Annotated in this window: 27 protein-coding genes; 13 read left to right on the top strand and 14 right to left on the bottom strand. The window is 60.9% G+C overall.

All coding sequences use genetic code 11. The features are described 5' to 3' along the window. Both O2N64_RS04360 and O2N64_RS04355 read left to right on the top strand, forming a co-directional pair. Positions 1-342, top strand: a complete 342-nt coding sequence (locus O2N64_RS04360; RefSeq protein WP_271079062.1) for a DUF1491 family protein — start codon at positions 1-3, stop codon at positions 340-342. A gap of 282 nt (positions 343-624) precedes the next feature. After that, a complete protein-coding gene (locus O2N64_RS04355) occupies positions 625-1218 on the top strand; it encodes a cell wall hydrolase (protein ID WP_271079061.1) in 594 nt (197 codons plus the stop codon). Between the two features lie 57 nt (positions 1219-1275). Here the strand turns inward: O2N64_RS04355 and xth are convergent, their stop codons facing one another. The 3 genes from xth to O2N64_RS04340 are packed head-to-tail and all read right to left on the bottom strand — an operon-like array spanning position 1276 to position 2858. After that, entirely contained in the window at positions 1276-2061 is a 786-nt protein-coding gene (xth, locus tag O2N64_RS04350) for an exodeoxyribonuclease III (protein ID WP_271079060.1), read from the bottom strand. Positions 2062-2071: 10 nt separating this feature from the next. After that, a complete protein-coding gene (locus O2N64_RS04345; RefSeq protein ID WP_271079059.1) occupies positions 2072-2398 on the bottom strand; it encodes a HesB/IscA family protein in 327 nt (108 codons plus the stop codon). 31 nt (positions 2399-2429) lie between these two features. Beyond that, positions 2430-2858: a CBS domain-containing protein gene (locus tag O2N64_RS04340; protein WP_271079058.1), complete on the bottom strand. Its 429-nt coding sequence runs from the start codon at positions 2856-2858 to the stop codon at positions 2430-2432. A 115-nt stretch (positions 2859-2973) separates the two neighbouring features. On the opposite strand from O2N64_RS04340, the gene O2N64_RS04335 reads away from it, so the two are divergent. Then, positions 2974-3276 (top strand): hypothetical protein, encoded by a 303-nt coding sequence (locus tag O2N64_RS04335; protein WP_271079057.1) that lies wholly within the window; start codon positions 2974-2976, stop codon positions 3274-3276. On the opposite strand, the gene O2N64_RS04330 is transcribed toward O2N64_RS04335, so the two are convergent. Genes O2N64_RS04330 through O2N64_RS04315 form a run of 4 tightly spaced genes read right to left on the bottom strand, consistent with a single transcriptional unit; the run spans position 3273 to position 6153 of the window. Next, on the bottom strand, positions 3273-3641 hold the full coding sequence (locus O2N64_RS04330) for a (2Fe-2S) ferredoxin domain-containing protein (protein ID WP_271079600.1): 369 nt from the start codon (positions 3639-3641) through the stop codon (positions 3273-3275). The genes O2N64_RS04335 and O2N64_RS04330 overlap by 4 nt on opposite strands. Positions 3642-3643: 2 nt before the next feature. Next, complete coding sequence (locus O2N64_RS04325; protein WP_271079056.1) at positions 3644-4114, bottom strand: DUF2497 domain-containing protein; 471 nt, start codon at positions 4112-4114, stop codon at positions 3644-3646. Next, entirely contained in the window at positions 4115-5560 is a 1446-nt protein-coding gene (locus O2N64_RS04320; RefSeq protein ID WP_271079055.1) for a TolC family outer membrane protein, read from the bottom strand. 2 nt (positions 5561-5562) lie between these two features. Next, complete coding sequence (locus tag O2N64_RS04315; RefSeq protein ID WP_271079054.1) at positions 5563-6153, bottom strand: protein-L-isoaspartate O-methyltransferase family protein; 591 nt, start codon at positions 6151-6153, stop codon at positions 5563-5565. Positions 6154-6303: 150 nt separating this feature from the next. Between O2N64_RS04315 and O2N64_RS04310 the strand changes: the two genes are divergently transcribed. The 3 genes from O2N64_RS04310 to O2N64_RS04300 all read left to right on the top strand — a co-directional run bounded on the left by O2N64_RS04310 (position 6304) and on the right by O2N64_RS04300 (position 9874). Then, positions 6304-7827 (top strand): fumarate hydratase, encoded by a 1524-nt coding sequence (locus tag O2N64_RS04310; protein WP_271079053.1) that lies wholly within the window; start codon positions 6304-6306, stop codon positions 7825-7827. A gap of 94 nt (positions 7828-7921) precedes the next feature. Continuing rightward, the gene (locus tag O2N64_RS04305) at positions 7922-9106 is read left to right on the top strand and encodes a sensor histidine kinase (RefSeq protein ID WP_271079052.1); all 1185 of its coding nucleotides are present in this window, start codon (positions 7922-7924) and stop codon (positions 9104-9106) included. A 27-nt stretch (positions 9107-9133) separates the two neighbouring features. Beyond that, the gene (locus O2N64_RS04300; RefSeq protein ID WP_271079051.1) at positions 9134-9874 is read left to right on the top strand and encodes a LytR/AlgR family response regulator transcription factor; all 741 of its coding nucleotides are present in this window, start codon (positions 9134-9136) and stop codon (positions 9872-9874) included. A gap of 106 nt (positions 9875-9980) precedes the next feature. On the opposite strand, the gene O2N64_RS04295 is transcribed toward O2N64_RS04300, so the two are convergent. Continuing rightward, positions 9981-10280 carry a UrcA family protein gene (locus O2N64_RS04295; protein WP_271079050.1) on the bottom strand — a complete coding sequence of 100 codons (300 nt, stop codon included), beginning with the start codon at positions 10278-10280 and terminating at the stop codon, positions 9981-9983. A gap of 231 nt (positions 10281-10511) precedes the next feature. Between O2N64_RS04295 and O2N64_RS04290 the strand changes: the two genes are divergently transcribed. From O2N64_RS04290 to O2N64_RS04275, 4 genes are all read left to right on the top strand, one after another. Beyond that, positions 10512-10790 carry a hypothetical protein gene (locus O2N64_RS04290; RefSeq protein ID WP_271079049.1) on the top strand — a complete coding sequence of 93 codons (279 nt, stop codon included), beginning with the start codon at positions 10512-10514 and terminating at the stop codon, positions 10788-10790. 41 nt (positions 10791-10831) lie between these two features. After that, positions 10832-11686 carry a diacylglycerol/lipid kinase family protein gene (locus O2N64_RS04285; RefSeq protein WP_271079048.1) on the top strand — a complete coding sequence of 285 codons (855 nt, stop codon included), beginning with the start codon at positions 10832-10834 and terminating at the stop codon, positions 11684-11686. Then, positions 11676-12536, top strand: a complete 861-nt coding sequence (locus tag O2N64_RS04280) for a metallophosphoesterase family protein (protein ID WP_271079047.1) — start codon at positions 11676-11678, stop codon at positions 12534-12536. Before O2N64_RS04285 ends, O2N64_RS04280 begins: the two co-directional genes overlap by 11 nt. Positions 12537-12620: 84 nt before the next feature. Beyond that, the gene (locus O2N64_RS04275; protein ID WP_271079046.1) at positions 12621-13025 is read left to right on the top strand and encodes a response regulator; all 405 of its coding nucleotides are present in this window, start codon (positions 12621-12623) and stop codon (positions 13023-13025) included. A 102-nt stretch (positions 13026-13127) separates the two neighbouring features. On the opposite strand, the gene rpsI is transcribed toward O2N64_RS04275, so the two are convergent. The 5 genes from rpsI to O2N64_RS04250 form a co-directional block, all read right to left on the bottom strand. Continuing rightward, positions 13128-13652: a 30S ribosomal protein S9 gene (gene rpsI, locus O2N64_RS04270; RefSeq protein WP_271079045.1), complete on the bottom strand. Its 525-nt coding sequence runs from the start codon at positions 13650-13652 to the stop codon at positions 13128-13130. Next, positions 13652-14131 carry a 50S ribosomal protein L13 gene (gene rplM / locus O2N64_RS04265; RefSeq protein ID WP_197920099.1) on the bottom strand — a complete coding sequence of 160 codons (480 nt, stop codon included), beginning with the start codon at positions 14129-14131 and terminating at the stop codon, positions 13652-13654. Before rplM ends, rpsI begins: the two co-directional genes overlap by 1 nt. 183 nt (positions 14132-14314) lie before the next feature. Then, positions 14315-14950 carry a hypothetical protein gene (locus O2N64_RS04260; protein ID WP_271079044.1) on the bottom strand — a complete coding sequence of 212 codons (636 nt, stop codon included), beginning with the start codon at positions 14948-14950 and terminating at the stop codon, positions 14315-14317. Positions 14951-15072: 122 nt separating this feature from the next. Then, positions 15073-15405: a divalent-cation tolerance protein CutA gene (gene cutA, locus O2N64_RS04255; protein ID WP_271079043.1), complete on the bottom strand. Its 333-nt coding sequence runs from the start codon at positions 15403-15405 to the stop codon at positions 15073-15075. Then, on the bottom strand, positions 15402-16457 hold the full coding sequence (locus O2N64_RS04250) for a COX15/CtaA family protein (RefSeq protein WP_271079042.1): 1056 nt from the start codon (positions 16455-16457) through the stop codon (positions 15402-15404). Before O2N64_RS04250 ends, cutA begins: the two co-directional genes overlap by 4 nt. A gap of 115 nt (positions 16458-16572) precedes the next feature. Here O2N64_RS04250 and O2N64_RS04245 point away from each other — a divergent pair, with 115 nt between their 5' ends. The 3 genes from O2N64_RS04245 (at position 16573) to O2N64_RS04235 (ending at position 18858) form a co-directional block, all read left to right on the top strand. Next, positions 16573-16941, top strand: coding sequence for a MerC domain-containing protein (locus O2N64_RS04245; RefSeq protein WP_271079041.1), 369 nt, complete (start codon positions 16573-16575; stop codon positions 16939-16941). Between the two features lie 21 nt (positions 16942-16962). Then, entirely contained in the window at positions 16963-17949 is a 987-nt protein-coding gene (gene thiS / locus O2N64_RS04240; RefSeq protein WP_271079040.1) for a sulfur carrier protein ThiS, read from the top strand. Between the two features lie 381 nt (positions 17950-18330). Then, complete coding sequence (locus O2N64_RS04235; RefSeq protein WP_271079039.1) at positions 18331-18858, top strand: hypothetical protein; 528 nt, start codon at positions 18331-18333, stop codon at positions 18856-18858. 86 nt (positions 18859-18944) lie between these two features. Here O2N64_RS04235 and O2N64_RS04230 read toward each other — a convergent pair whose 3' ends face one another. Further along, entirely contained in the window at positions 18945-20594 is a 1650-nt protein-coding gene (locus tag O2N64_RS04230; protein WP_271079038.1) for a hypothetical protein, read from the bottom strand. Positions 20595-20735: the final 141 nt, after the last annotated feature.

Raw genomic sequence — 20735 nt, 5'->3', positions numbered from 1 at the left:
ATGGACGATCGCATCCCCGCGCATCTCGAAGTCAGCGGCCTGATCAAGGCTGTTTCGGCTGAAGGCGGCTTTGCCACAGTGCTTGCCAAGGGTGAGAAGACCGCCGGCACATTGATGATAGTATGTTGCGAAAATGGCACAAAATTGCGCGCTTACGAACGAATGCCACAGCTGGATGGCACCCGCGCATGGGTGCTTTCGAAGTCTCAAGACACTGAAAAACCTTTAGAATTCAGCGAATATATCGACCGGAGAAAGCGTCAGGACAGCGACCTTTGGATCCTCGAGCTGGACGTCGCGAATCCAGAACGTTTCATCGGAAACCAACTCCCCCAAATTTGACACTGCGGCGGCAATCGCTATTTGGCCCGCAACCTTCCAGACAGCGTATGTTGCCTTGCACCGCAATGCGGTGGTGCGATGCAGCGCGCAGACGGGGAGTGGACTTGCAGGTCCCAAGGGATGGCAAGCGGTAAGAGATGACACGTCACACAGTGTCGCAGCCGCAAGACCTGCATCAGTCGCTCACCGCCGTGTGATTTAGGATTGATGAAAATTTCTCTGAAGCGGGCTGGGGCCATCGCCCTCGCCTCAACTGTGTTTGCGAGCAGTTTCGGTACCGCAGTGAGCGGCGCCATCGCACAGGACCAGACGGACCCGGTAGTGGCCGAACTGGCACAAACAGAATTTGAAACGCCGCAGGACGCTGCAGAACCCGCCGCTGATGAGCAGGTCCGGTTCGTTGCCAGCGAAGTGGTGCAGGACGTTCCGGAAACGCCGGAAGTAGAAGAGACCGATGCCAGCTCGCTGCGCGAACTGGTCAATACGGTCGACACCTCAGGTGAACTTTCGCGCGAAATGATGTGCCTGGCGCAGGCCGTTTATTTCGAATCGCGTGGTGAACCGCTTGATGGCCAGCTGGCCGTCGCCCGCGTGATCATCAACCGTGCCGAAAGCAACACGTTCCCCGACGACTATTGCTCGGTTGTCACCCAGCGCTCGCAGTTTTCCTTTGTGCGCGGCGGCCGTATTCCTGCCCCGAACCGTGGTACGACCGCATGGAACCGTGCCAAGGCGATCGCCCGCATCGCTCACCGCGATCTGTGGGATAGCGAAGTGGATGACGCACTGTACTTCCATGCTACGCATGTCCGCCCACGCTGGGCCGGCCGCATGACGACCCGAGCACGGATCAACAACCATATTTTTTATAGGTAAGGGTTTTGTCCCGACCGATAATGAAAAGGCCTCGGCGATTGCCGGGGCCTTTTTCTTTTAATCTTTGATTTCAACCCAAACGGGAGTGTGATCGCTCGACTTTTCGCGTCCGCGGTATTCGCGATCTACACCGGCGGAAACGAGGCGATCAGCCGTTTGGGGCGACAACAGCAGGTGATCGATGCGGAAGCCGTGGTCGCGCTGCCAAGCGCCGGCCTGATAATCCCAATAGGTCCACACCCCGCCGCGCGGGTTGAGCAGGCCGAGTGCGTCGGTCCAGCCATCGTTGAGAATGCGCGTGTAGGCTTCGCGGGATTCCGGCTGCATCAGCGCATCGCTCGCCATGGCCTTGACCGACCACACGTCATTGTCACGCGGGATCACATTGAAATCGCCGACCACGACAGCTGGCTGCTCGCTGGCGAGAAGCTCCTGCAACCGCTCACGAAGCGCCGCCATCCATTCCAATTTGTAATCGAACTTCGGTCCGGGATGGGGATTGCCATTGGGGAGGTAGAGATTGACGATCCGCACGCCGTTTACATCGGCTTCGATATAACGCGACTGCTCGCCTTCGCCCTCTTTGGGGCCGTCGACACCGAGGCCGCGTTTGACCTCTTCTGGCGCAGTACTATCGGCAAGGATCGCAACCCCGTTGAAGCTCTTCTGCCCGTGCCAGATCGCCTTGTAGCCGATCTCTTCGAACTCATCGGCCGGGAAGCCTTCATCCTGCGTCTTGATTTCCTGCAGGCAGGCGACTGTCGGCCGGGTTTCTTCCAGCCATTCTTTCAGTCGCGGCAGGCGCGCCTTGATACCGTTGATGTTGAATGAGGCAATCCGCATGCAGCGGACTTTAGATGCCAAAGCTGGAACCGCAACCACATCCCGCAGCAGCGTTGGGATTTTCCACCCGGAAAGCCGCACCGCCAAGCGATTCGACGAAATCGACGACACTGCCCGCAACAAGGTCGAGGCTGACCGGATCGACCACCAGCTTTACGCCGTCGGTCTCACTCACCGTGTCTTCGCTCTCCGGCTCGCCCAATTCGAATTTGTACTGGAAGCCCGAGCAGCCCCCGCCTTCGACGGACAGGCGCAATACCGCAGGCTTCGCTTGCTTCTCGGCGATAGTCGCCACACGCTTTGCAGCGGATTCGCTCAGGGTCAGATGAGTTGCCATGCTGTGTATGTAGGGTCGAGCGAGCGTCCGCTCAAGCAGAGGTGATATATTCGCGCATTTGCTGCGCCTCTGCCTCGATCATATCCATCCGGTATTTCACCAGGTCGCCGATCGAGACGAACGCGACCATCCGCTCACCATCGGAGACGGGAAGGTGCCGGATACGCCGCTTCGTCATCATGGAAAGCGCCTTCAGTACGCTTTCGGTAGGAGCGATTGTAATCGCGGGCGCCGTCATGACTTCGCCCACCGCGCGGTGCAGCACGTCAGCGCCATCCCGCGCGATGCAATAGAGAAGGTCACGCTCGGAAAAAATCCCGGCCACTTTCTCACCATCCATCACCGGCAGAGCGCCGATGCGTTTGTCGGCCAGCAGGCTGGCAGCATGTTGGACGCTGTCGGTCGGCGCGCATGCGACCACAGTGTCATCCCGGTTGGCGATCAGATTGGCTATTGTCATGGGCGCACTCCTCTTTTCCCGCAGGTCGTAGTTATGCCACGGATTGGCCATGGGCGGCAAATGCGGACCAAACGCCCCGTTGCATCACAGGGACAAGGCAGGCATGTGCAGGCCCATGATCAAGCCATCGCCTCTCGACGATCCCGAAAACGCCGCGCATGCTTGGGCGCATTTTCGGCGGATTATGCGGCTGATGCTCGGCATTACCGTGGTGGTTGTCGTGATTGCACTGGCGATCGTCTACAATCAGGTTGAGGACGTCTCACCGCATTTCTTCATCGCGACGGCGCTGGGTATCGGGTTTTCCATGTTGCTGATGAGCGCGCTGATGGGCCTCGTCTTCATGTCCAGCGGCACGGGGCATGACGAATCGGTCGATAATTCGCTCGACGATCTCGATTTCAGGAATGACGATTAAGGCGCGGGCTGCAGGCGGTATTCGGCGACAGGCGTGCCGCCGATCAGATGCTCCTGAATGATCCGCTCCAGCACTTCTTCTGTGCAGGAATGATACCAGACCCGGTCAGGCCAGACGACCACAATGGGCCCCGCGGCGCACAGTTGCAGGCAATCGGCCTTGGTCCGCTGGACACCGCCCTTCCCCGCAAGGCCGACCTCTTTCAGGCGCTTTTTCAGATACTTCCAGGCTTTTTCGCCGACATCGCGCTTGCAGCATTTCTGCTTTTCAGAAACTGCGCAGATGAAGACATGCCGATCGATGGCCGACCCACCGATCTTGGCGAGCGCCTTTTCAGCCTTCTCGATGTCTTTTTTCTTCGACAGGGTCAGCGCTTCTTGCCGGCGATCCGGGCAATCTCGGCTTTCACCAGCCGCTCCACCATGTCGGGTAGATTGGCATCGAGCCATTGGGCCAGCATAGGGCGGAGCATGTCGCGCACCATGCCTTCCAGCGAGGTTTCGCCAGAACGAACGATCTGCGGCTTGGCAGGAGGCTCCGACAGCATCGCCAGCGCAGCAAGCGATTGCCGCATGGCATCGGCGGCCTGCGCATTGGTCAGCGTATCGTCTTGCGGGTGCTCTTCATCGTCTTCCAGCTCAGCACCGGCTTCACTCAGGTCGAGAATTTCCTCGGCCTCATCCTGATCGACAGGATCGAGGTTGAACACGCTGCGCTTGAGCGGGGATTCGGCTTTACCGGGTGCCGGATCCTTTTCCTGACGCACCGAATCGCGATCGATCACACGTTTGATCGATTCGAGTATTTCCTCGACTGACGGCTCGCCTTCCTGACGCATTTAGTCCCCCGCTGGTAAGCTCGTCGATATCTCACCGTCTTGCGCTGGGATGTCAACGGTGCGGGTGCTTTCTGCTGCGGGTTCGGGGTCGCGCTGCCAATCCCAGATAATGCCGCGCACGCGGTCATAATTGTCGATAGGATCGTAAAGCGGGCCTTCGTCTTCCAGCCCCAAATCGCGCGCCTCGGCACGGCCCATAGCGGCGAGAAGGGTGAAGCCGGCGACGTAAGCATTGCGCCGCGCGGTGACGAGCTGGGTCTGCGCGTTCAGCAATTCCTGCTGGGCGTTGAGAATATCGAGGATGGTGCGATTGCCGACGGTATTTTCTGCTCGAACGCCTTCAAGGCTCAATTCTGCCGCGGCGACGGCCTGTTCGCTTGACCGCGCAACGGCATTCGCAGCGCGGTAGCTGGAAAAGGCCGCGCGGACCTGCGCGATCACGGCGCGCTCTGTCGCGATGGCCTGTTCCAGTGCTGCCACTGCCAGAGCACCCGCCTGTCGCTGCTGCGCTGCGGGGCGGCCACCCTGGAAAATCGGGATCGAAACAGACGCGCCCACGGTGATGTCGGTGCCGGCGTTGCTACCGCTGGGATTGGAGCCGAGAAAGTTCTGGTAATCGGTCTGCGCGAAAAGGCTGAGCGAGGGAAGGCGACCTGCGCCCGCGACCTCTATGTCATAGCCCGCCGCCTCCGCCTGTTCGCGTGCAGCGATAATGTCCGGATTGTATTCCAGCGCGATATCGACGGCTTCATCCGGCGAGGATGGCAAGCCCGGCAGCGGCGGTGGCGCCTGCAAGTCCATCGGCGGCGCGCCGGTGAGCTGGAGATAGCGTTCGCGCGCTTCGATCAGATTGGCGCGGGCGCTTTGCAGATCGCCTTCCGCAATGGCGAGACGGCTCTGCGACTGGGCGACATCGGTGCGGGTGAGGTCACCGATCTCAAAGCGATCCGATGTTGCTTCGAGATTGACGGTCAGCACTTCGACATTGTTCGCCGTAAGCGAAACCAGCGCTTCGTTGAGGATCACATCCATATAGGCGGCGACCACCTGCGAGAAAATCGCGCTTTCGGTGCCGCGCAGATCGGCGCGTCCGGCCTCGACCCGGTTTTCCGCCGCAAGAATACCGTTGCGTACGGCACCACCGCTGTAAACCGGCACTGCGAGCGAGACATTGCCGCGTACCAGGCGTTCCGGCGACACGACCGCGGGGGTGCTCTGCTGCACCAGTTCGGAGTAGCTTGCCGAGGCGCTGAGATCGGGCAGGCCCCGCGAGCGCTGGATCGGCACATTCTCGTCCGTCGCGCGCAGCTGGGCGCGCGCCGCAGCAAGTGTCGGGTTGTCGTAATAAGCGCGCGCGAGCGCTTCCTTCAGCGTTTCGGCAGACGCGGGCGTTGAAAAAACGAACGCCCCGGCCAGCAGGCCGGCGATGATCCGCCGCTTTGCCATGTTTAGAAGCTCCATTCCTTCGGCTTGGCGAAGGCGTGCAATTGTGGAATGCCAATGTCGTAGACGGGCAGCAGCGAGACGCCGCGATCGCCTTTTCGGCCAACGGCAATGCGGGTGACGCCATTATCGACGATGCCGGTCACAATGCGCGCGCCATCGGCGAGGCGATTTGCAAGCTTGGCGGGCACTTCTTCGACTGCGCCGTCGATCATCAGCAGGCTTGCGCCTTTGCCCTTGCGGCTCGATCCCAGCGCGTCTTCCGGTGAGATCACCGTCAGATTGGCGACCAGCGGGCGCAGCAATTCGGCGAGGTAGCCAGTACCGCCATCGACAAGCAGCACATGCTCATCCGCCTGCGGTTCAGCTTCCTGCAGCATCATGCCGTGCACCAGCGGAGCAGCCAGCGCGCCGCCATCGGGCAGGCGAACGGCGCGGTCCATATAGGCATGGCCTTTGGCACTGGCGGGCACGAAATCTTCGCGCGGCACGGCGCTCATCCGCTTCAGCACGAATTCGGCGTTCACGCCGCTGGTGCGCAGCTGGCTTTCGATCATCGCGCGGCGGGCGCGATACGAGGCATCTGTTTCGGTCATTTCAGCAGTAGTCACGTCGGCAAATTCCAGTGGTAATCTCTTTTCCCAAAGTCTCTTGGTGCCTTAGGGGCTGTGTGCCCCGTCGCCAAGTGCTTTACCTGCCTTGCCGGTAAAGCCTAAGGGGTCTCGACCAACAGGAGTAACGGCACGATGAGCGACATGATTACCATCCGCGAAGAAGACCTGATCGAAACGATCGCGGATGCGCTGCAATACATCTCCTATTACCATCCGATGGATTACATTCAGGCGCTGGGTGAAGCGTATAAGGCGGAGCAAGGCCCCGCTGCAAAGGACGCCATTGCGCAGATCCTGACCAACAGCCGCATGTGCGCCGAGGGACACCGCCCGATCTGTCAGGATACCGGCATCGTGAATGTCTTCCTGAAATGGGGCCAGAATTGCCGGCTGGAATCGGAAAAGAGCCTGCAGGAGGTCGTCGATGAAGGTGTTCGCCGCGCGTATAACCACGCCGATAACAAACTCCGCGCCTCGATCCTCGCCGATCCGGCTTTCACGCGCCGCAACACGCGCGACAACACGCCTTGTGTTCTCGATGTCGAAATGGTGCCGGGCGATACGGTCGAAGTCGATGTTGCGGCGAAGGGCGGTGGCAGCGAGAACAAGTCCAAATTCAAGATGATGAACCCGTCGGACAATATCATCGACTGGGTGCTCGAACAGATCCCCAGCATGGGCGCAGGCTGGTGCCCGCCGGGCATGCTTGGCATCGGCATAGGCGGCACGGCAGAGCATTGCATGAAGCTCGCCAAGAAATCGCTGATGGATCCGATCGACATGGCGCAGCTGAAAGCGCGCGGGGCCGAGAGCGATATCGAGCAGCTACGGATCGACATTTTCGACGCGGTGAATGCCACGGGTGTCGGCGCACAGGGGCTCGGCGGCCTGTCGACCGTGCTCGATGTGAAAATCTACGATTGGCCCTGCCATGCAGCGGGCAAGCCTGTGGCGATGATCCCCAATTGTGCAGCAACGCGCCATGCGCATGTGACGCTCGACGGCTCGGGCCCGGCCTACATCCCGCAGCCCGATCTCGATGCGTGGCCCGATGTGCATTGGGAGCCCGATGCCGAGGCGAAACGCGTCGATCTCGACAATCTTGCGGCCGAAGAAGTCGCGAGCTGGAAGCACGGCGACCGCCTGCTTCTCAACGGCGCGATGTTGACTGGGCGCGACGCGGCGCACAAGCGCATCCAAGACATGCTCGACAAGGGCGAGGAGCTACCTGTCGAATTCAAGGGCCGCGCGATTTATTACGTCGGCCCGGTCGATCCGGTCATGGGTGAAGTGGTCGGCCCGGCTGGCCCCACCACTGCCACACGCATGGACAAATTCACCGAAATGATGCTCGATCTCGGCCTGCTCGCCATGATCGGCAAGGCTGAACGCGGCCACGATGCCGTCGAAGTGATCAGCCGCTTCAAAGTGGCTTATCTGATGGCGACGGGCGGCGCGGCGTATCTCGTGGCGCGCGCGATCAAGGAAGCGAAAGTCGTCGCCTTTGAAGAGCTGGGCATGGAAGCGATCTACGAATTCACCGTGAAAGACATGCCTGTAACCGTCGCGGTCGATAGTGAGGGCAACAATGTCCACACGCTCGCCCCGCTGCACTGGCGCGAGAAGATTCGCGAAGAAGGCCTTCTCAAGAGCTGATGCGCCCCGATTCATCGACCAGCGTCATACCCGTGTCGATGGAAACGGGCCGCAAGGCTGGCAAACAGGCGCGCTGAAGGGCTACACGGGCGGGATGGATAAAGCTGAAACCAGCAAATCTGCGGCGCGCGTGCCTTTCCGCACCGTTCTCGCTTCCGTGGTGGGGCTGTGGGCGACCTATCTCGTCCTTATGACGCTGCGCGCGGAACTGCTCGGCATGGACAATGCGGGCGAGATGTTCGAGCGCCGACTGATCGCCAGTTCGATCGGTATCGTCATTACGCTTGGCCTGTGGGTCGTGCTGCGCCCGTTCGATGCAAAACCGCTCTGGGCAAAGACATGCGCTGCGCTGGTTTTCGCTCTCCCCGCCGCTCTGCTGAGCATGCAAGCAAACCGGCTGGTATTTGCCGATCTGCAATCGCAATTGAACGATCAGGTCCTGCGTGAGCTGGTAGAAACCAGCGGCGTTGCACAGGAAGACGTAGATGATGCGCAGTTGCAGGGCATCAGCCAGTTCATGCAGCGCGGCAATCTGCAATATATCGTCGAGATCACGTTCAGCCGCTATTTCATGATGCTGGCCTGGTGCGCGCTGTATCTGGCATTACTCTCAGGCGAGCGCGCGCGTGTTGCCGAGCGGAGAGAGCAGCAATTCCGGAGCGCGGCAAAGGCGGCTGAGCTCAAGAGCCTGCGCTATCAGGTCAATCCGCATTTCCTGTTCAATACGCTCAATTCGCTGTCTGCACTGGTGCTGACCGACAAGAAGCAGGCGGCGGAAAAGATGATCCAGATGATCAGCACTTTCTATCGCCGCAGTCTGGCTGACGACACCACCGCCGATGTCCCGCTGCGCGAAGAAATCGCCCAGCAAAAGCTTTACCTCGATATCGAGGCGGTGCGCTTTCCGATGCGATTGGTCGCCGATTACGATGTTCCGGAAGAGCTGGAGGATGCGCTTATCCCCGGCATGATCCTTCAGCCGCTGGTGGAAAATTCGGTGAAGCACGCCGTCGCGCCTTCCGCCGGGCAAGTCACCATCCGCATTTCCGCGCGCGAAGAATACGGCCGCCTTGTTGTAACCGTTTCGGACAATGGCACGAGCGCGCGCGACAGCGAGGAGGTCCGCCCCGGCTTCGGCATCGGTCTCAACAATGTGCACGAACGGCTCGAGGCACGCTTCGGCAATGAAGCGACTGTTGCATCCGGCCATTCGCCCGACGGGTTCGTGACGCATCTTCGCCTGCCGCTGCTGCGCATGCGCGAACAGGTGGCGGCCTAAACTTCCGATAAGCACAGGACGGTCGGCATGAATGATAATCCCGAAACGTTGCGCACACTGATCGTCGATGATGAGCCGCTTGCGATTGAGCGGATGCAGGTTCTCTGCGCGGAAATCCCGCAGCTGACCGTCATCGGCACGGCAAGCGATGGCGAATCCGCGTTGCGGCTGGCCGACAAGCTTTCTCCCGATCTACTGCTTTTGGATATGACCATGCCGGGCATGGATGGCCTGCAAGTCGCCAAGGCAGCCAAGGAGCAGGACAAGAGCCCGGCAGTGATTTTCGTCACCGCGCATGAGAATTTTGCGGTCGAGGCATTCGATCTTGAAGCGATCGATTACGTATTGAAGCCGGTGGCGTCCGATAGGCTGGAGCGGGCGATCGAACGCGCGCTCAACCGCCGCGGTGAAGCCGAGCTGACCGAGGAGGAAAGCCCGTGGCTGACCGAATTCTGGGTGCCGCATCGCTCCGAACTTCTCCGCATCGAAGCGTCCGAAGTCTTCCGCATCGATGCCGAGCGGGACTATGTGCGCCTGCATGTCGGCGACACCAGCTACCTGCTGCTGCAGACCATCGCCGGGCTCGAGGAAAAGCTCGATCCGGACAAATTCATCCGCATCCATCGCTCCACCATCCTGCGCCGCGACTTTATTCGCGGATTGAAGCATGAGGGGCTGGGCGTGTGGTGCGCGGAACTGGAAGACGGCGAAGAGCTGCGCATCGGCCGCACCTATCTCAAGAAAGTGAAAGCGATGGCTGGTCGCTAGGCGCGGCGCATCGCGAGTATTTCCCGCGTCCTCGGGCACCGGGGCCAAAAAAAAGGGCGCCTTCCCTTACCGAAAGGCGCCCATACGGGGGTCTGAATTGCTGAAGCTAGAGGTCGACGACCTCTGCCAGGCTTTCCTCAATGTTTTCGCGCGCTTCGCTGACGCACTGGCGGGCCTCACGGCTGCGCAGCCTTGTGCCGAGATTGACATCATCGAGGCCGCAAACATAGCGCGCGGCGCGCTCGATGCGCTGGTTGAGAGCAGCGATGCCGTCTTCGGTGGTCAGATCGAGGTCGCTGTAGGAAATGCTCGCACTTCGCTCATCCTGAGCGGAAGCGATGGCGGGGCTAAGGACAATGCCGGTGGCGGCAAGGGCCAGAGCCATGGCGTATACACGGTTCATCATGGGTCTCCTTCCTTTGCCTCCCTGTCCCGGTAGGAGGGTCACACCGCAGCCGGTGGGACTGGAACGGCTGCGGTGCGATTACGGATGTAGGCCAGACCAGATTGATTCGCGCCTCAAGCTCGATTGGGAGGTGTAAAATGTCGACGAGCGATTCCTCCGTCCGACCAACGACATTCGGCGGTCTACGAAGCGCACATTGCCCTTTCTCCCGGCATTCGGCAGATATGGTGCATGGCATCGCTCCTCACCTTGATCGTGACCATGCTGCTCGGGATCGGCAATTTCGCCTCGCATCGCGCGGTGATCGAGAGCGGACACCGCATGGTGCAGGAGATGACGCCGGAGGCCTTGCGCGTTCTCCGCCCGGTCAGCCTCTCTTTCGAATTTCTGTTGCTTTGCGGCGCGCTTTATGCGGTGCGCTCAGGTCACAGCCATTGGATGTGGGTGTATCTCGCCTATTCGCTCATAAATGCCGGGGCCGCCTGGGCGATTGTGAACAGGCGGCTGTAAGCCGGAGGGGAACTGCCAACCAGCCTGCGGATTGATCAGGCATGGTGGATAGACAACGTATCTGGCTGATAAACAACGAAGCCAGCGGATCGAATGATGCCGCGGCGCTGGAAGCATGCGAGAACAGCTGTCGGGAGTGCAGCCTGGACATCGCCCAGCGCAGCACCTTTCCTGCTCAGGAACTGCCAAGCCCCGACATGCTGGATGCAGCCGATATTGGCCTCGCGGTCGTCTATGCAGGCGATGGAACGATCAACGCGGCGCTTGAACACCTCGCAGGCTGGCAAGGCGCGGTTCTGGTCCTGCCCGGCGGGACGATGAATCTGCTCTATCACCGGCTTTTTGCCGAGCTTTCAGTAGAGGATGCTTTACGGGCCGCCAGTACGGGCACAGCCCGCCGCGTGCGCCCCTCGGTGGTAAAAAGCGCCTGCGGGACGGCCTATGCCGGACTGCTAGCCGGGCCTGGCACAACATGGAACGTCGTTCGTGAAGCCATGCGCAATGCGTCTCCGATCGAAATGGCCCAAGGCGTACAGGAAGCCTTCGCGGAAACTTTGCAGGGCGAACGCATCCGCTGCACATCCCCCGAATTTGGCACCCGCGAAGGCTACCCATTGATCCTGCTTTCTCCGGCAGGCGAAGCGATCAAGGCCGATGCGTATCATGCCGATAACGCAGCTGAATTCATCGATCAGCTCTTCGCCCTGATTCGGCGGGACTTTCGCGCCGGGCCGCATGACCGGATTGGCGAGGCAGATCGCCTGACCCTCGAAACGGTGGATGGAAACGGCTTCGGTGTACTGCTCGATGGCGAACCTTGCGACGTCGATGGACCGACCGAATTCACGCTGGCCTATGCGAAGGTTGACCTGCTAGCGACCGACTATGATGGCTGAACGCAGACTGCTCTTCCACCTTTCCGACATTCACTTCGGGCTTGAGGACAATCAGGCGCTGGATTGGGTAATGGAGGAAATCCGCGAAAAGCGGCCCGATGCGGTGGCCATCACCGGCGATCTCACCATGCGGGCCCGGCATAGCGAATTTGACGCGGCAACCCGCTGGATCAAGTCGCTGGACGTCCCCGTCACGGTCGAAATCGGCAATCACGACATGCCGTATTTCAATCCTATCGAGCGTTTCTTGACACCCTACAAGCGGTTCAGCGGAATGGAGGAACTGGTCGAGAAAGAGCTGCAGTGGGATGGCCTCGCCATCGTGCCACTCAAGACGGTGCGCCGCTGGCAACCTCGCCTCAACTGGTCGAAGGGCTGGATCACCGACGCCGCGCTCGAGCGGTGTCTCAATGCGCTCGACAAGCTTCCCGCGGGCACGCAGGCGCTTGTGGCGGTCCACCACCCCTTACGCGAAGTCGGCACCCAGGGCACGGCCCTCACCAAGCATGGGCAAAAGGCGCTGAACGAGCTCGCGACGCGGCCTGTGCTGGCCGTGCTTTCCGGCCATGTGCACGATGCTTTCGATATCATGGAAGAGACGATCCATGGCAAAGTCCGCATGATCGGCGCGGGCACATTGTCGCAGCGCGTGCGATCGACACCGCCCAGCTTCAACGAGCTTGAATGGGACGGCAAAGACCTGCGCGTGCGTGTACGCAATCTCGAAAATGTCAGAACGCCGGACATGATGATCGACGATGTGCCGGAAGATGCGATGCCGCCGCGCCAGCCCGGCGAACCTGTCGCGCCCGTCAACAAAGTCCCGCGGACGGATCCCCCGGAGCATTAGAAAAGCTCAATTGGCCTCTTGAATACGGCATTTGGGCGCAAGCGCGCGGAACGCAGCCGCAGCATCGGGTATTTCCCCTACATTATGACCAAGGTCCTGATTGTCGAAGACGATCTGCTGAACCGCATGTTCTACGAAGCGGTCTTCAAGCAGCGCGGCTACCAGCTGATGGTGGTCGACGATGGCGCGCGTGTGCTGGACGCCGTCGATAGCTTCGCGCCGGATCTGATCACGATGGATATCCATCTGCCGCATGTTTCGGGCCGCAAGCTGATCCGCAAGATCCAGAAGAATCCCGACACACGCCACATTCCGATCCTCGCCATCACCGCCTTTGCAGGTAAGCAGGACGAAGCGGAAATCCGCCGCGCGGGTGCGCGGGGATATCTGGCCAAGCCGCTGGGCATCGAGGAACTGCTGGGCGAGGTTGATTCTCTTCTGGGCGATCGTCAGCCGGCCCAATCACAGGCCGAGCCTACCCACCACTGATATTTTCCCAAACGCATGCAAAAAGGGCGACCCTTCGTGGGGGCCGCCCTTCGCATTTTCCTCCGTCGAGGAAACTGGTGAGAGGCCGGAGCCTCGTAAGTTTTAACGTTTCGAGAACTGGAAGCTACGACGTGCCTTGGCGCGGCCGTACTTCTTACGCTCAACCACGCGGCTGTCGCGGGTGAGGAAGCCAGCGGCCTTGATCACTGCACGCAGCGTCGGCTCGTAACGGGTCAGCGCCTGGCTGATGCCGTGCTTCACAGCGCCGGCCTGGCCGGACAGACCGCCGCCCGAAACTGTGGCGACCACGTCATACTGCTCTTCACGCTCGGCAATGGCGAACGGCTGGTTGATCACGAGACGCAGGGTCGGGCGTGCGAAATACACTTCCTGATCCTTGCCATTGACGGTGATCTTGCCGGTGCCGGGCTTCAGCCAAACGCGAGCTGTCGCGTCCTTGCGGCGGCCGGTTGCATAGGCGCGGCCCTGATCGTCGATTTCCTGCTCGCGCAGCGGCGTGCTGGGTACTTCGACATTTGTTTCGGCAGCGTCAGCAGCAGGAGCGTCACCCACGACGTCCTTCAGCTCGGACAGGTCCGATGCGGTGTTCTTGTCTTCGGTAGCCATTATGCGGACACCTTGTTCTTGCGGTTCATCGAGGCAACGTCGAGCACTTCGGGCTTCTGGCCGTCATGCGGATGCTCGGTGCCGTTGTAGAGGTGCAGGTTCTTCATCTGCGCGCGGCCCAGCGGACCCGTCGGGATCATGCGCTCAACAGCCTTTTCGAGAACGCGCTCAGGGAAACGACCTTCGAGAACCTTCTCTGCAGTGGTTTCCTTCAAGCCGCCCGGATAGCCGGTGTGCTTGTAATAGATCTTCTTGGCGGCCTTGTTGCTGGTGAACTTCACCTTGTCGGCGTTGATGACGACGACATGGTCACCGCAATCGACGTGCGGAGTGAAGCTCGGCTTGTGCTTGCCGCGCAGGATGTTGGCGATGATCGTTGCGAGACGGCCGACGACGAGACCTTCGGCATCAACGATGTGCCACTTTTTCTCGACCTCGGTCGGCTTGATCGACCGGGTGGTCTTGCTCAGAGCCTTCATGGCTTTTGATTCCTGTAATTCGTGTGCGAATGATCGCTGCTTTAGTCCGGCTGCTTTCCTGCAAAACAGAATCGCTGCGGCCGGAGCGTTGCGAAGGCGCGCATTTGTCGCTTCAGCCCCGCGAAGTCAAGCGATTCTGCGGTATAGCGGAGAGGTAAAATAATACCCCGCCCTGAATCTCGATCAGGAAAGCGCAGTCAGGGTCCACCGCTCGCGTGTCGTTCGGCGGCTCGATCCGATCGCCGTAACGATATCGCGCGCAGCGCTTCTCATCAGCCCTGTTGCGCGATCCATCTCGGCTTCGAACAATGTCTGCACGCTGCCTTCAGTGCCGTCGGGCAGGATTACGATCTCGCTCGTACGGCGTGGCTCATCCGACGGCGCAAAGAGATCTTCCGGCATGGTCGCCGTGATACCCTGGCCCGCAGCATGGATCGCCCCGATGAATTGCTCGACCTGCTCGCGCTCCGATTGCGGCGGGTTATGCTGACCCATAACTTCAAGTGCGTGATCGACCGCCGACTGCACCTCCGCCTGCCTTGGCAATGTATTGTCGGGATTGGCGATGCGGCCGGAAGCTGTGAGTTCGAGCGGGAAAAGCCCGCTCTCATCACGCGACTGCTCCAGTTCGACAAAGCGCGAAAGAGTTTCAGGTGCTTCGACCGACACGCTCTGCTGGAGACCATGGACAAGAAACCCCTCGCCATTCTCGCGAAATTCAACGGTGAACGCGCGCGAAACATGGATCACGCGGCCATCGACAAGGTCGCGCTCGACACTGCGGCGATAAAGCATCCGTCCGCGCGGGGGTGCGATCAAGGTAGCCGAGCGGGTGCGCGCAAGGGCGGGTGTCTGGACGAGTCCCGCAGACAGGGCCGCTGCCAGCGCGAATCGCAAGCTGTCTCGCCGATGCCACTGGGCCATTGCCCTTTCCCTCCCTTTTAATCGCCGCCCTGCAGCTGCTCGGCCAGCCAGCCAAGCGTTGCCGGCGGCGCTGCACTTACGGGCAAAGCCATAATGGCGGGGGTCTCATAGGGATGCAAACTTTCCAGTCGCGTGATCGCTTTTTGCAGGGTGACCGTATCCGTTTTGCACAGCAAGCCGCATTCCGATGCCGTTTCGATCGCGCCTTTCCAGCGGAACACCGATTCGACCCGGGGAATGATATTGCCGCACGCGATCAGCCGCTCCTCGACAAGCTGTGCAGCAGCGGTTCGGGCGCTTTCCATGTCCGGAAACGGACACCAGATCATCGCCGCGACCGCTTCACTCACGATGCGCGGCCCAAAACATGGGCGGACCACGCATAGGCCCCCACCAGCAACGCCCCCACGCCTTGATGCGCCACGGCGATCCACAATTCGACGCCGGTTATGACGGTGGCGATGCCGAGCGCGATCTGGACGCCGAGCATGGCATGCAGCGCAATCGATGCGCGCCGATCAAGCGCCTTGGTGCGGATTGCCATCACGATCAGTGCGGCAGCCGCCACCCAGGCCCACCAGCGATGGATGAAATGCAGCCAGAAGGGATCATGGGTAATCGTCCACCAGATTCCGCTCGACCAATTGATATTCGGCAGGAATTGCCCCTGCATCAACGGCCAGCTATTGGATGCAAGGCCGGCATTCAGCCCCGCCACCCACGCGCCGAAAAGCAATTGCAGAAAGAAAACCAACCCCACACCAATGGTAAGCGCCGTCAGCCGGGCCGGACGGGCATTGCCCGCCGCAAGCAGGCGCAGGTCCAGCGCGGTCCAGATCAGACCGCCGAAAGTGAGGAAAGCGGTCAGGAGGTGGATCGACAGCCAGAAATGCGAAACATCGGTCATCTCGGTCGACAGGCCGGAGCGGACCATAAACCACCCGAAAGCACCCTGCAGACCGCCGAGCGCGAGCAGCGCGACAAGGCGCGGCTTGTATCCTGCCGGGATCGCCTGCTTCACCCAGAACCACGCGAGCGGAACGGCAAAGGCCAGCCCGATGATCCGCCCCAGCAGCCGGTGGAACCATTCCCAGAAATAGATGAATTTGAAGGCAGCGAGATCCATCCCGGCCGGCCCGCTGACATTCTGGTATTCGCCAGTCGTCTGATAAAGCTCGAACTCTGCCTGCCAGTCTGCTTCGCTCAAGGGCGGCAGCGCGCCGGTGACGGGTTTCCACTCGGTTATCGATAGTCCGCTTTCGGTCAGCCGCGTAATACCGCCGACGGCGATCATGATCAGCACCAGCGCCGCAACGCTGAAAAGCCAGTTCGTCAGCGCGAGCGGACGGATAGAGCCGCCACCAGCGTCTGATCGGGAAATAGTCTGTGCCTGAGTCGCCATGCGGGCGGATTTGCGCATTCTTTCGCAAATCGCAAGCGGCACAAAGGGCGGGTGTTGCGGCGAAACGCGCGCAAAACCCTTGCGCAATGTTACAGCATTACATAAATGACTTCCCATGGCACAGCTCGTCCCATGGATTCGCGGCAAGATGGACCGCGTCGGCATTCTGTTGTCGGCGCTGTGCGTGCTGCATTGTGTGGCGGGCCTGATCCTTGTTGCCGGACTTGGCCTCGGCGCGACTTTCCTGCTCGATCCGGCGATTCACCGTGCAGGCCTGGTCCTCGCAACCCTGGTGGCTGGAGTGGCAATCGGTATCGGCGCCATTCGCCATCGCCGCCGTACGCCCTTCGTCGTCGCCATGACCGGGCTTTCCTTTATGGGCGGCGCGCTGGCCGTCGGTCATGGTTTCGAAGAAGCCGTGCTGACGATCATCGGCGTCGGTCTTGTGGCTGCAGGGCACCTGCTCAACTTGCGTCACGCCTGATACGCGCTATCTGCGCTGGCGATGACTCAGCAAATCTCCCTTACCGTGAATGGCGACGCGCGTCGCACCTCTTCCGCCACCATCGCTGCGCTTGTGCGCGAGTTGGGGCTGGATCCTGCCAAAGTGGCGGTCGAGCACAATGGCGAAATCGCGCCGCGCTCGAATTTGGAGGCGGCGAGCTTGAGCGAAGGTGACCAGCTCGAAATCGTCCATTTCGTGGGTGGCGGTTCGGGTGAGAGTGATGACAGTTGGGAAGTGGCCGGACACCGCTTCAACAGCCGCCTGATTGTCGGCACTGGCAAATACAAGGATTTCGCGCAGAACGCCGCTGCGGTTGAAGCCGCCGGCGCAGAGATCGTGACCGTCGCGGTGCGCCGTGTGAATGTCTCGGACCCGAACCAGCCCGTGTTGATGGACTACATCGATCCGAAGAAGGTTACCTACCTCCCCAACACTGCCGGCTGTTTTACCGCAGAGGATGCCATCCGCACTCTCCGCCTTGCGCGCGAGGCAGGCGGATGGGATCTGGTGAAGCTCGAAGTGCTGGGAGAAGCGAAAACGCTCTACCCCAATATGGTCGAGACCATCCGCGCCTGCGAAGTGCTGGCGAATGAAGGCTTCAAGCCGATGGTTTACTGCGTCGATGATCCGATCGCTGCCAAGCAACTGGAGGACGCGGGCGCGGTGGCGATCATGCCGCTGGGCGCGCCTATCGGCTCGGGCCTCGGCATCCAGAACCAGGTGACCATTCGCCTGATCGTCGAAGGCGCGAATGTGCCGGTGCTGGTGGATGCAGGTGTCGGCACAGCGAGCGATGCTGCGGTCGCAATGGAGCTCGGCTGTGACGGCGTGCTGATGAACACCGCCATCGCCGAGGCCAAAGACCCCATCCGCATGGCCCGCGCGATGAAGCTGGCAGTGGAGGCCGGGCGAGAGGCCTATCTGTCGGGTCGCATGGGTCGGCGCAAATATGCCGATCCGAGCAGCCCGTTGGCGGGGCTCATCTAGATTGCGTGAGCGCATCCGCGCTCACGTCCTCGGTAATTATTTGTCTCATGCGGCCACATCCGTGACCGCGTCCTCGGTGCTATTCGCTCCGGCGGGCTTCGTCCGCCTGCGCGGCACCTGCGGGCTTCGCGTTCGCTCGCTGTCGCTAGCCTAAGGCTAGCGGCCCGTGCGCAACTTTCGATCGGTGTCGCGGAGCACGCTCGGCGACCAGCCGAGGGCAAGGCCGAACGGCCGCCCGGAGCGGGCGCGTAGCGGAGCGAAGCGCATCTAGCGAGGACGAAAGCGCGGATGCGCTTTCGCAAAACAAGCAACGCACGATCCCACCACACCAAAAATTAACCATACTGCGCGAATGTAAGGCTCCAACATGGGGAGCCTGTCATGGCTAAAGCGAAAACTGCCTCGCTGACGATTGCTGAAATGCGCGAGTTCGCCGGTTTTACCGAAAACGAGCGCAGCTTTATCGAGCGGGCTTTGGATATCGGCATGGGCCGGGGCGATGCCTTCAAGATTTGGAGCCGCACGCCGGACGATCAGCGATCGATCCGCGGCCAGTATCTCGCCTATCGTGAGCTGCGCCAGTTGCGCGGCAGCGTTCCGGGCACCGTCGGTTTTGACGGGGTCGAGCAGTTTCTTGGTGCGCTGGTGCGTATCTCTGCGCAGGACATTGCGCTTGGCCAGCTCGACAGCTTCTCCGCCTATCGTTTCCTGTATGAGCGGCTGCTCGGCGCAGCGGTCCGCCCGTTTCTGCCCGCAGCCTTCTGCGGCGCGGCGGCCCTGCCTCAGATCGGGCCGGAGCGGCGCAAAATGCTGCTGCAAAGCCTGAGCGAATCGGCCGCGACCGCGCCCGCATGGTCGCCGCGCGAACCAGCGTTCTTCCCGGAAAAGGTCGATCAGCTCGCGGCATAACTCCGCATCGCATAGATGCCAGAATCAAAAGCGCCCGCCCGGTTGGACCGAGCGGGCGCTTTTTCATTGAATCGCAGTTTAGCCGCTTAGAAGGCGACCTGCGCACCCACCATGATCACATCGGTGTCAGCGCCCTGTTCCGACCAGGTGCTGCCATCGGGGAAATTGCCGCCCGAAAGGAAGTTGAGTGGGACGAAACCGTCCACATGGATCAGCTCACCGAACAGGTTCACATTGGCCACGGGGAACCACGATGCGCCCAGCACCATCTGGTTCTGCCGCTCCCACGGGGAACCGTCCTCGCCCGAAATGAACTTGGAGAATTCGGCTGACAGCGCCAGTTCGCGGCGCTGCATCGTCATGCGCTCTTCACCGAAGCCGAAGCGCGCACCGATGGTGAAGGCTTCCGGTGCAACGGCTTCGTATACGCTCAGCGGATTGTTCGGGATCGGCACGGCAGTGCCGGCCCATTCATCGGTTGTGCGTGCGTATTCACCCAGAATGGTGAGCGGGCCATAGTTCAGACGTCCATAGACCGCGACGCCCGGGTTATTGTCTTCGCACGGGTTGAAGTGGAAGACCGGATAGCCCTGGCAATAGGCTGTCCCGTGTTGGTAGCTCGCACCGACCATCAGCGAATCCGTGCCATTGCCGAAATCGAAAGTGTACCGTCCGTCGAAGGCAAAGTTGTTGGCGCGCGACGGCACGCTCGAACCCAGCACCGGCACGTTTGCAGCGCGGAACTGGGCGCCGCCCTGGATGATCATGCCGCGCAGATGCAGGCCGCCCGAAACGAAGCCAAGTTGCCCGCCAAAGGCGAGGCCGGAAAACGCATGCCAATTGGTCGAATTGGTGAAAGGGCTGACCGTGTCGTTCAGGCCGAACGGCGTATCCATTTTGCCGACCGCTACATAGACCGGCAGATCGTCCAGATCGCCGTACATCACCCAGCCGCGGCGAAGCTGCAGCTGGTTGCGGGTCAGCGCCGTGATGGTGCCGGGACCGAAGCTTTGCTGCGGATCGTAAAGGAATTCGGCATAGCCGGTGAGGTTATCCGTCAGCTGCGCAGTGAAGGCGAAATTGGCAGAGTGCAGGACGACTTCCGATACCTGGCCGCCGAGCTGGTTCGCGCTTGTCGGGTGGCGCATCAGATAGCCGAACTTGTCGTCCACGGCAGAGAACTGCCAGTTGGCGATAGCCGTAATTCCGCCAGACAGCGTGACGCGATCGGTCAGCTCGCCATCCTGCAGAGCCGCAAGCTGCATCAGCGGCTTGGTGTTCACATTCTCCGCATGGTCCAGCATCGTATAGGCGTAGGTGCTGTTCGTGCCGACGAAGTTTTGTGAACCAGTCACATCCAATTCGCGCGGATCGTCGGCCTCGGTGACGATGTCGCCACCAGCAGCTGCGACCTGGACCGGCGCGGAAGGAGTGCCGGGCACCTGATCCTGCGTGGCGGCATCCGGAACGGCGCCCGAGCTATCGGCCATCCGTCCCTCAGTGCCTGTCTCACCCGAAGTGCGTGCGCCATCCAGTTCGGCGCGGAGCCGTGCGTTTTCAGCCTCGAGAGCATTGAGCCGATCTTCCAGTGCTTCCAGCCGGTCGAGAACCTCCGGGTCCTGCGCCATGGCCGGCGCGGAGATTGCGATGGCAGAGATTCCCACCATCAAGGTTGCGATGTTGCGCGCATTGCGCATGATTCGGTTCGCAGCGATGCCGCGATCACGCTTTTCCATTTTCTGAGGCCCCCCTGGCGTTGAATTCGGCGGCCCCGATCCCTTGGGGCAACCGATTGATTCGAAACGGACTAACCAGTCAGGGCGACGCGGTCGATGCGCGCTTCAATTAATTCCCGACTGTGTGAAGACAGGGCCTTA

Source organism: Aurantiacibacter sp. MUD61 (assembly GCF_027912455.1).
Taxonomy (GTDB): domain Bacteria; phylum Pseudomonadota; class Alphaproteobacteria; order Sphingomonadales; family Sphingomonadaceae; genus Alteraurantiacibacter.
The sequence above is the reverse complement of the archived record's forward strand: the minus strand, read 5'-3'. Positions and strand labels throughout refer to the sequence as shown.

Coding starts and splice junctions, on each gene's coding strand:
- O2N64_RS04360 (WP_271079062.1), top strand. CDS start 1: ATGGACGATCGCATCCCCGCGCATCTCGAAGTCAGCGGCCTGATCAAG.
- xth (WP_271079060.1), bottom strand. CDS start 2,061: ATGCGGATTGCCTCATTCAACATCAACGGTATCAAGGCGCGCCTGCCG.
- O2N64_RS04345 (WP_271079059.1), bottom strand. CDS start 2,398: ATGGCAACTCATCTGACCCTGAGCGAATCCGCTGCAAAGCGTGTGGCG.
- O2N64_RS04340 (WP_271079058.1), bottom strand. CDS start 2,858: ATGACAATAGCCAATCTGATCGCCAACCGGGATGACACTGTGGTCGCA.
- O2N64_RS04335 (WP_271079057.1), top strand. CDS start 2,974: ATGATCAAGCCATCGCCTCTCGACGATCCCGAAAACGCCGCGCATGCT.
- O2N64_RS04325 (WP_271079056.1), bottom strand. CDS start 4,114: ATGCGTCAGGAAGGCGAGCCGTCAGTCGAGGAAATACTCGAATCGATC.
- O2N64_RS04320 (WP_271079055.1), bottom strand. CDS start 5,560: ATGGCAAAGCGGCGGATCATCGCCGGCCTGCTGGCCGGGGCGTTCGTT.
- O2N64_RS04315 (WP_271079054.1), bottom strand. CDS start 6,153: ATGACCGAAACAGATGCCTCGTATCGCGCCCGCCGCGCGATGATCGAA.
- O2N64_RS04310 (WP_271079053.1), top strand. CDS start 6,304: ATGAGCGACATGATTACCATCCGCGAAGAAGACCTGATCGAAACGATC.
- O2N64_RS04305 (WP_271079052.1), top strand. CDS start 7,922: ATGGATAAAGCTGAAACCAGCAAATCTGCGGCGCGCGTGCCTTTCCGC.
- O2N64_RS04300 (WP_271079051.1), top strand. CDS start 9,134: ATGAATGATAATCCCGAAACGTTGCGCACACTGATCGTCGATGATGAG.
- O2N64_RS04295 (WP_271079050.1), bottom strand. CDS start 10,280: ATGATGAACCGTGTATACGCCATGGCTCTGGCCCTTGCCGCCACCGGC.
- O2N64_RS04290 (WP_271079049.1), top strand. CDS start 10,512: ATGGCATCGCTCCTCACCTTGATCGTGACCATGCTGCTCGGGATCGGC.
- O2N64_RS04285 (WP_271079048.1), top strand. CDS start 10,832: ATGGTGGATAGACAACGTATCTGGCTGATAAACAACGAAGCCAGCGGA.
- O2N64_RS04280 (WP_271079047.1), top strand. CDS start 11,676: ATGATGGCTGAACGCAGACTGCTCTTCCACCTTTCCGACATTCACTTC.
- O2N64_RS04275 (WP_271079046.1), top strand. CDS start 12,621: ATGACCAAGGTCCTGATTGTCGAAGACGATCTGCTGAACCGCATGTTC.
- rpsI (WP_271079045.1), bottom strand. CDS start 13,652: ATGGCTACCGAAGACAAGAACACCGCATCGGACCTGTCCGAGCTGAAG.
- rplM (WP_197920099.1), bottom strand. CDS start 14,131: ATGAAGGCTCTGAGCAAGACCACCCGGTCGATCAAGCCGACCGAGGTC.
- O2N64_RS04250 (WP_271079042.1), bottom strand. CDS start 16,457: ATGGCGACTCAGGCACAGACTATTTCCCGATCAGACGCTGGTGGCGGC.
- O2N64_RS04245 (WP_271079041.1), top strand. CDS start 16,573: ATGGCACAGCTCGTCCCATGGATTCGCGGCAAGATGGACCGCGTCGGC.
- thiS (WP_271079040.1), top strand. CDS start 16,963: ATGACTCAGCAAATCTCCCTTACCGTGAATGGCGACGCGCGTCGCACC.
- O2N64_RS04235 (WP_271079039.1), top strand. CDS start 18,331: ATGGCTAAAGCGAAAACTGCCTCGCTGACGATTGCTGAAATGCGCGAG.
- O2N64_RS04230 (WP_271079038.1), bottom strand. CDS start 20,594: ATGGAAAAGCGTGATCGCGGCATCGCTGCGAACCGAATCATGCGCAAT.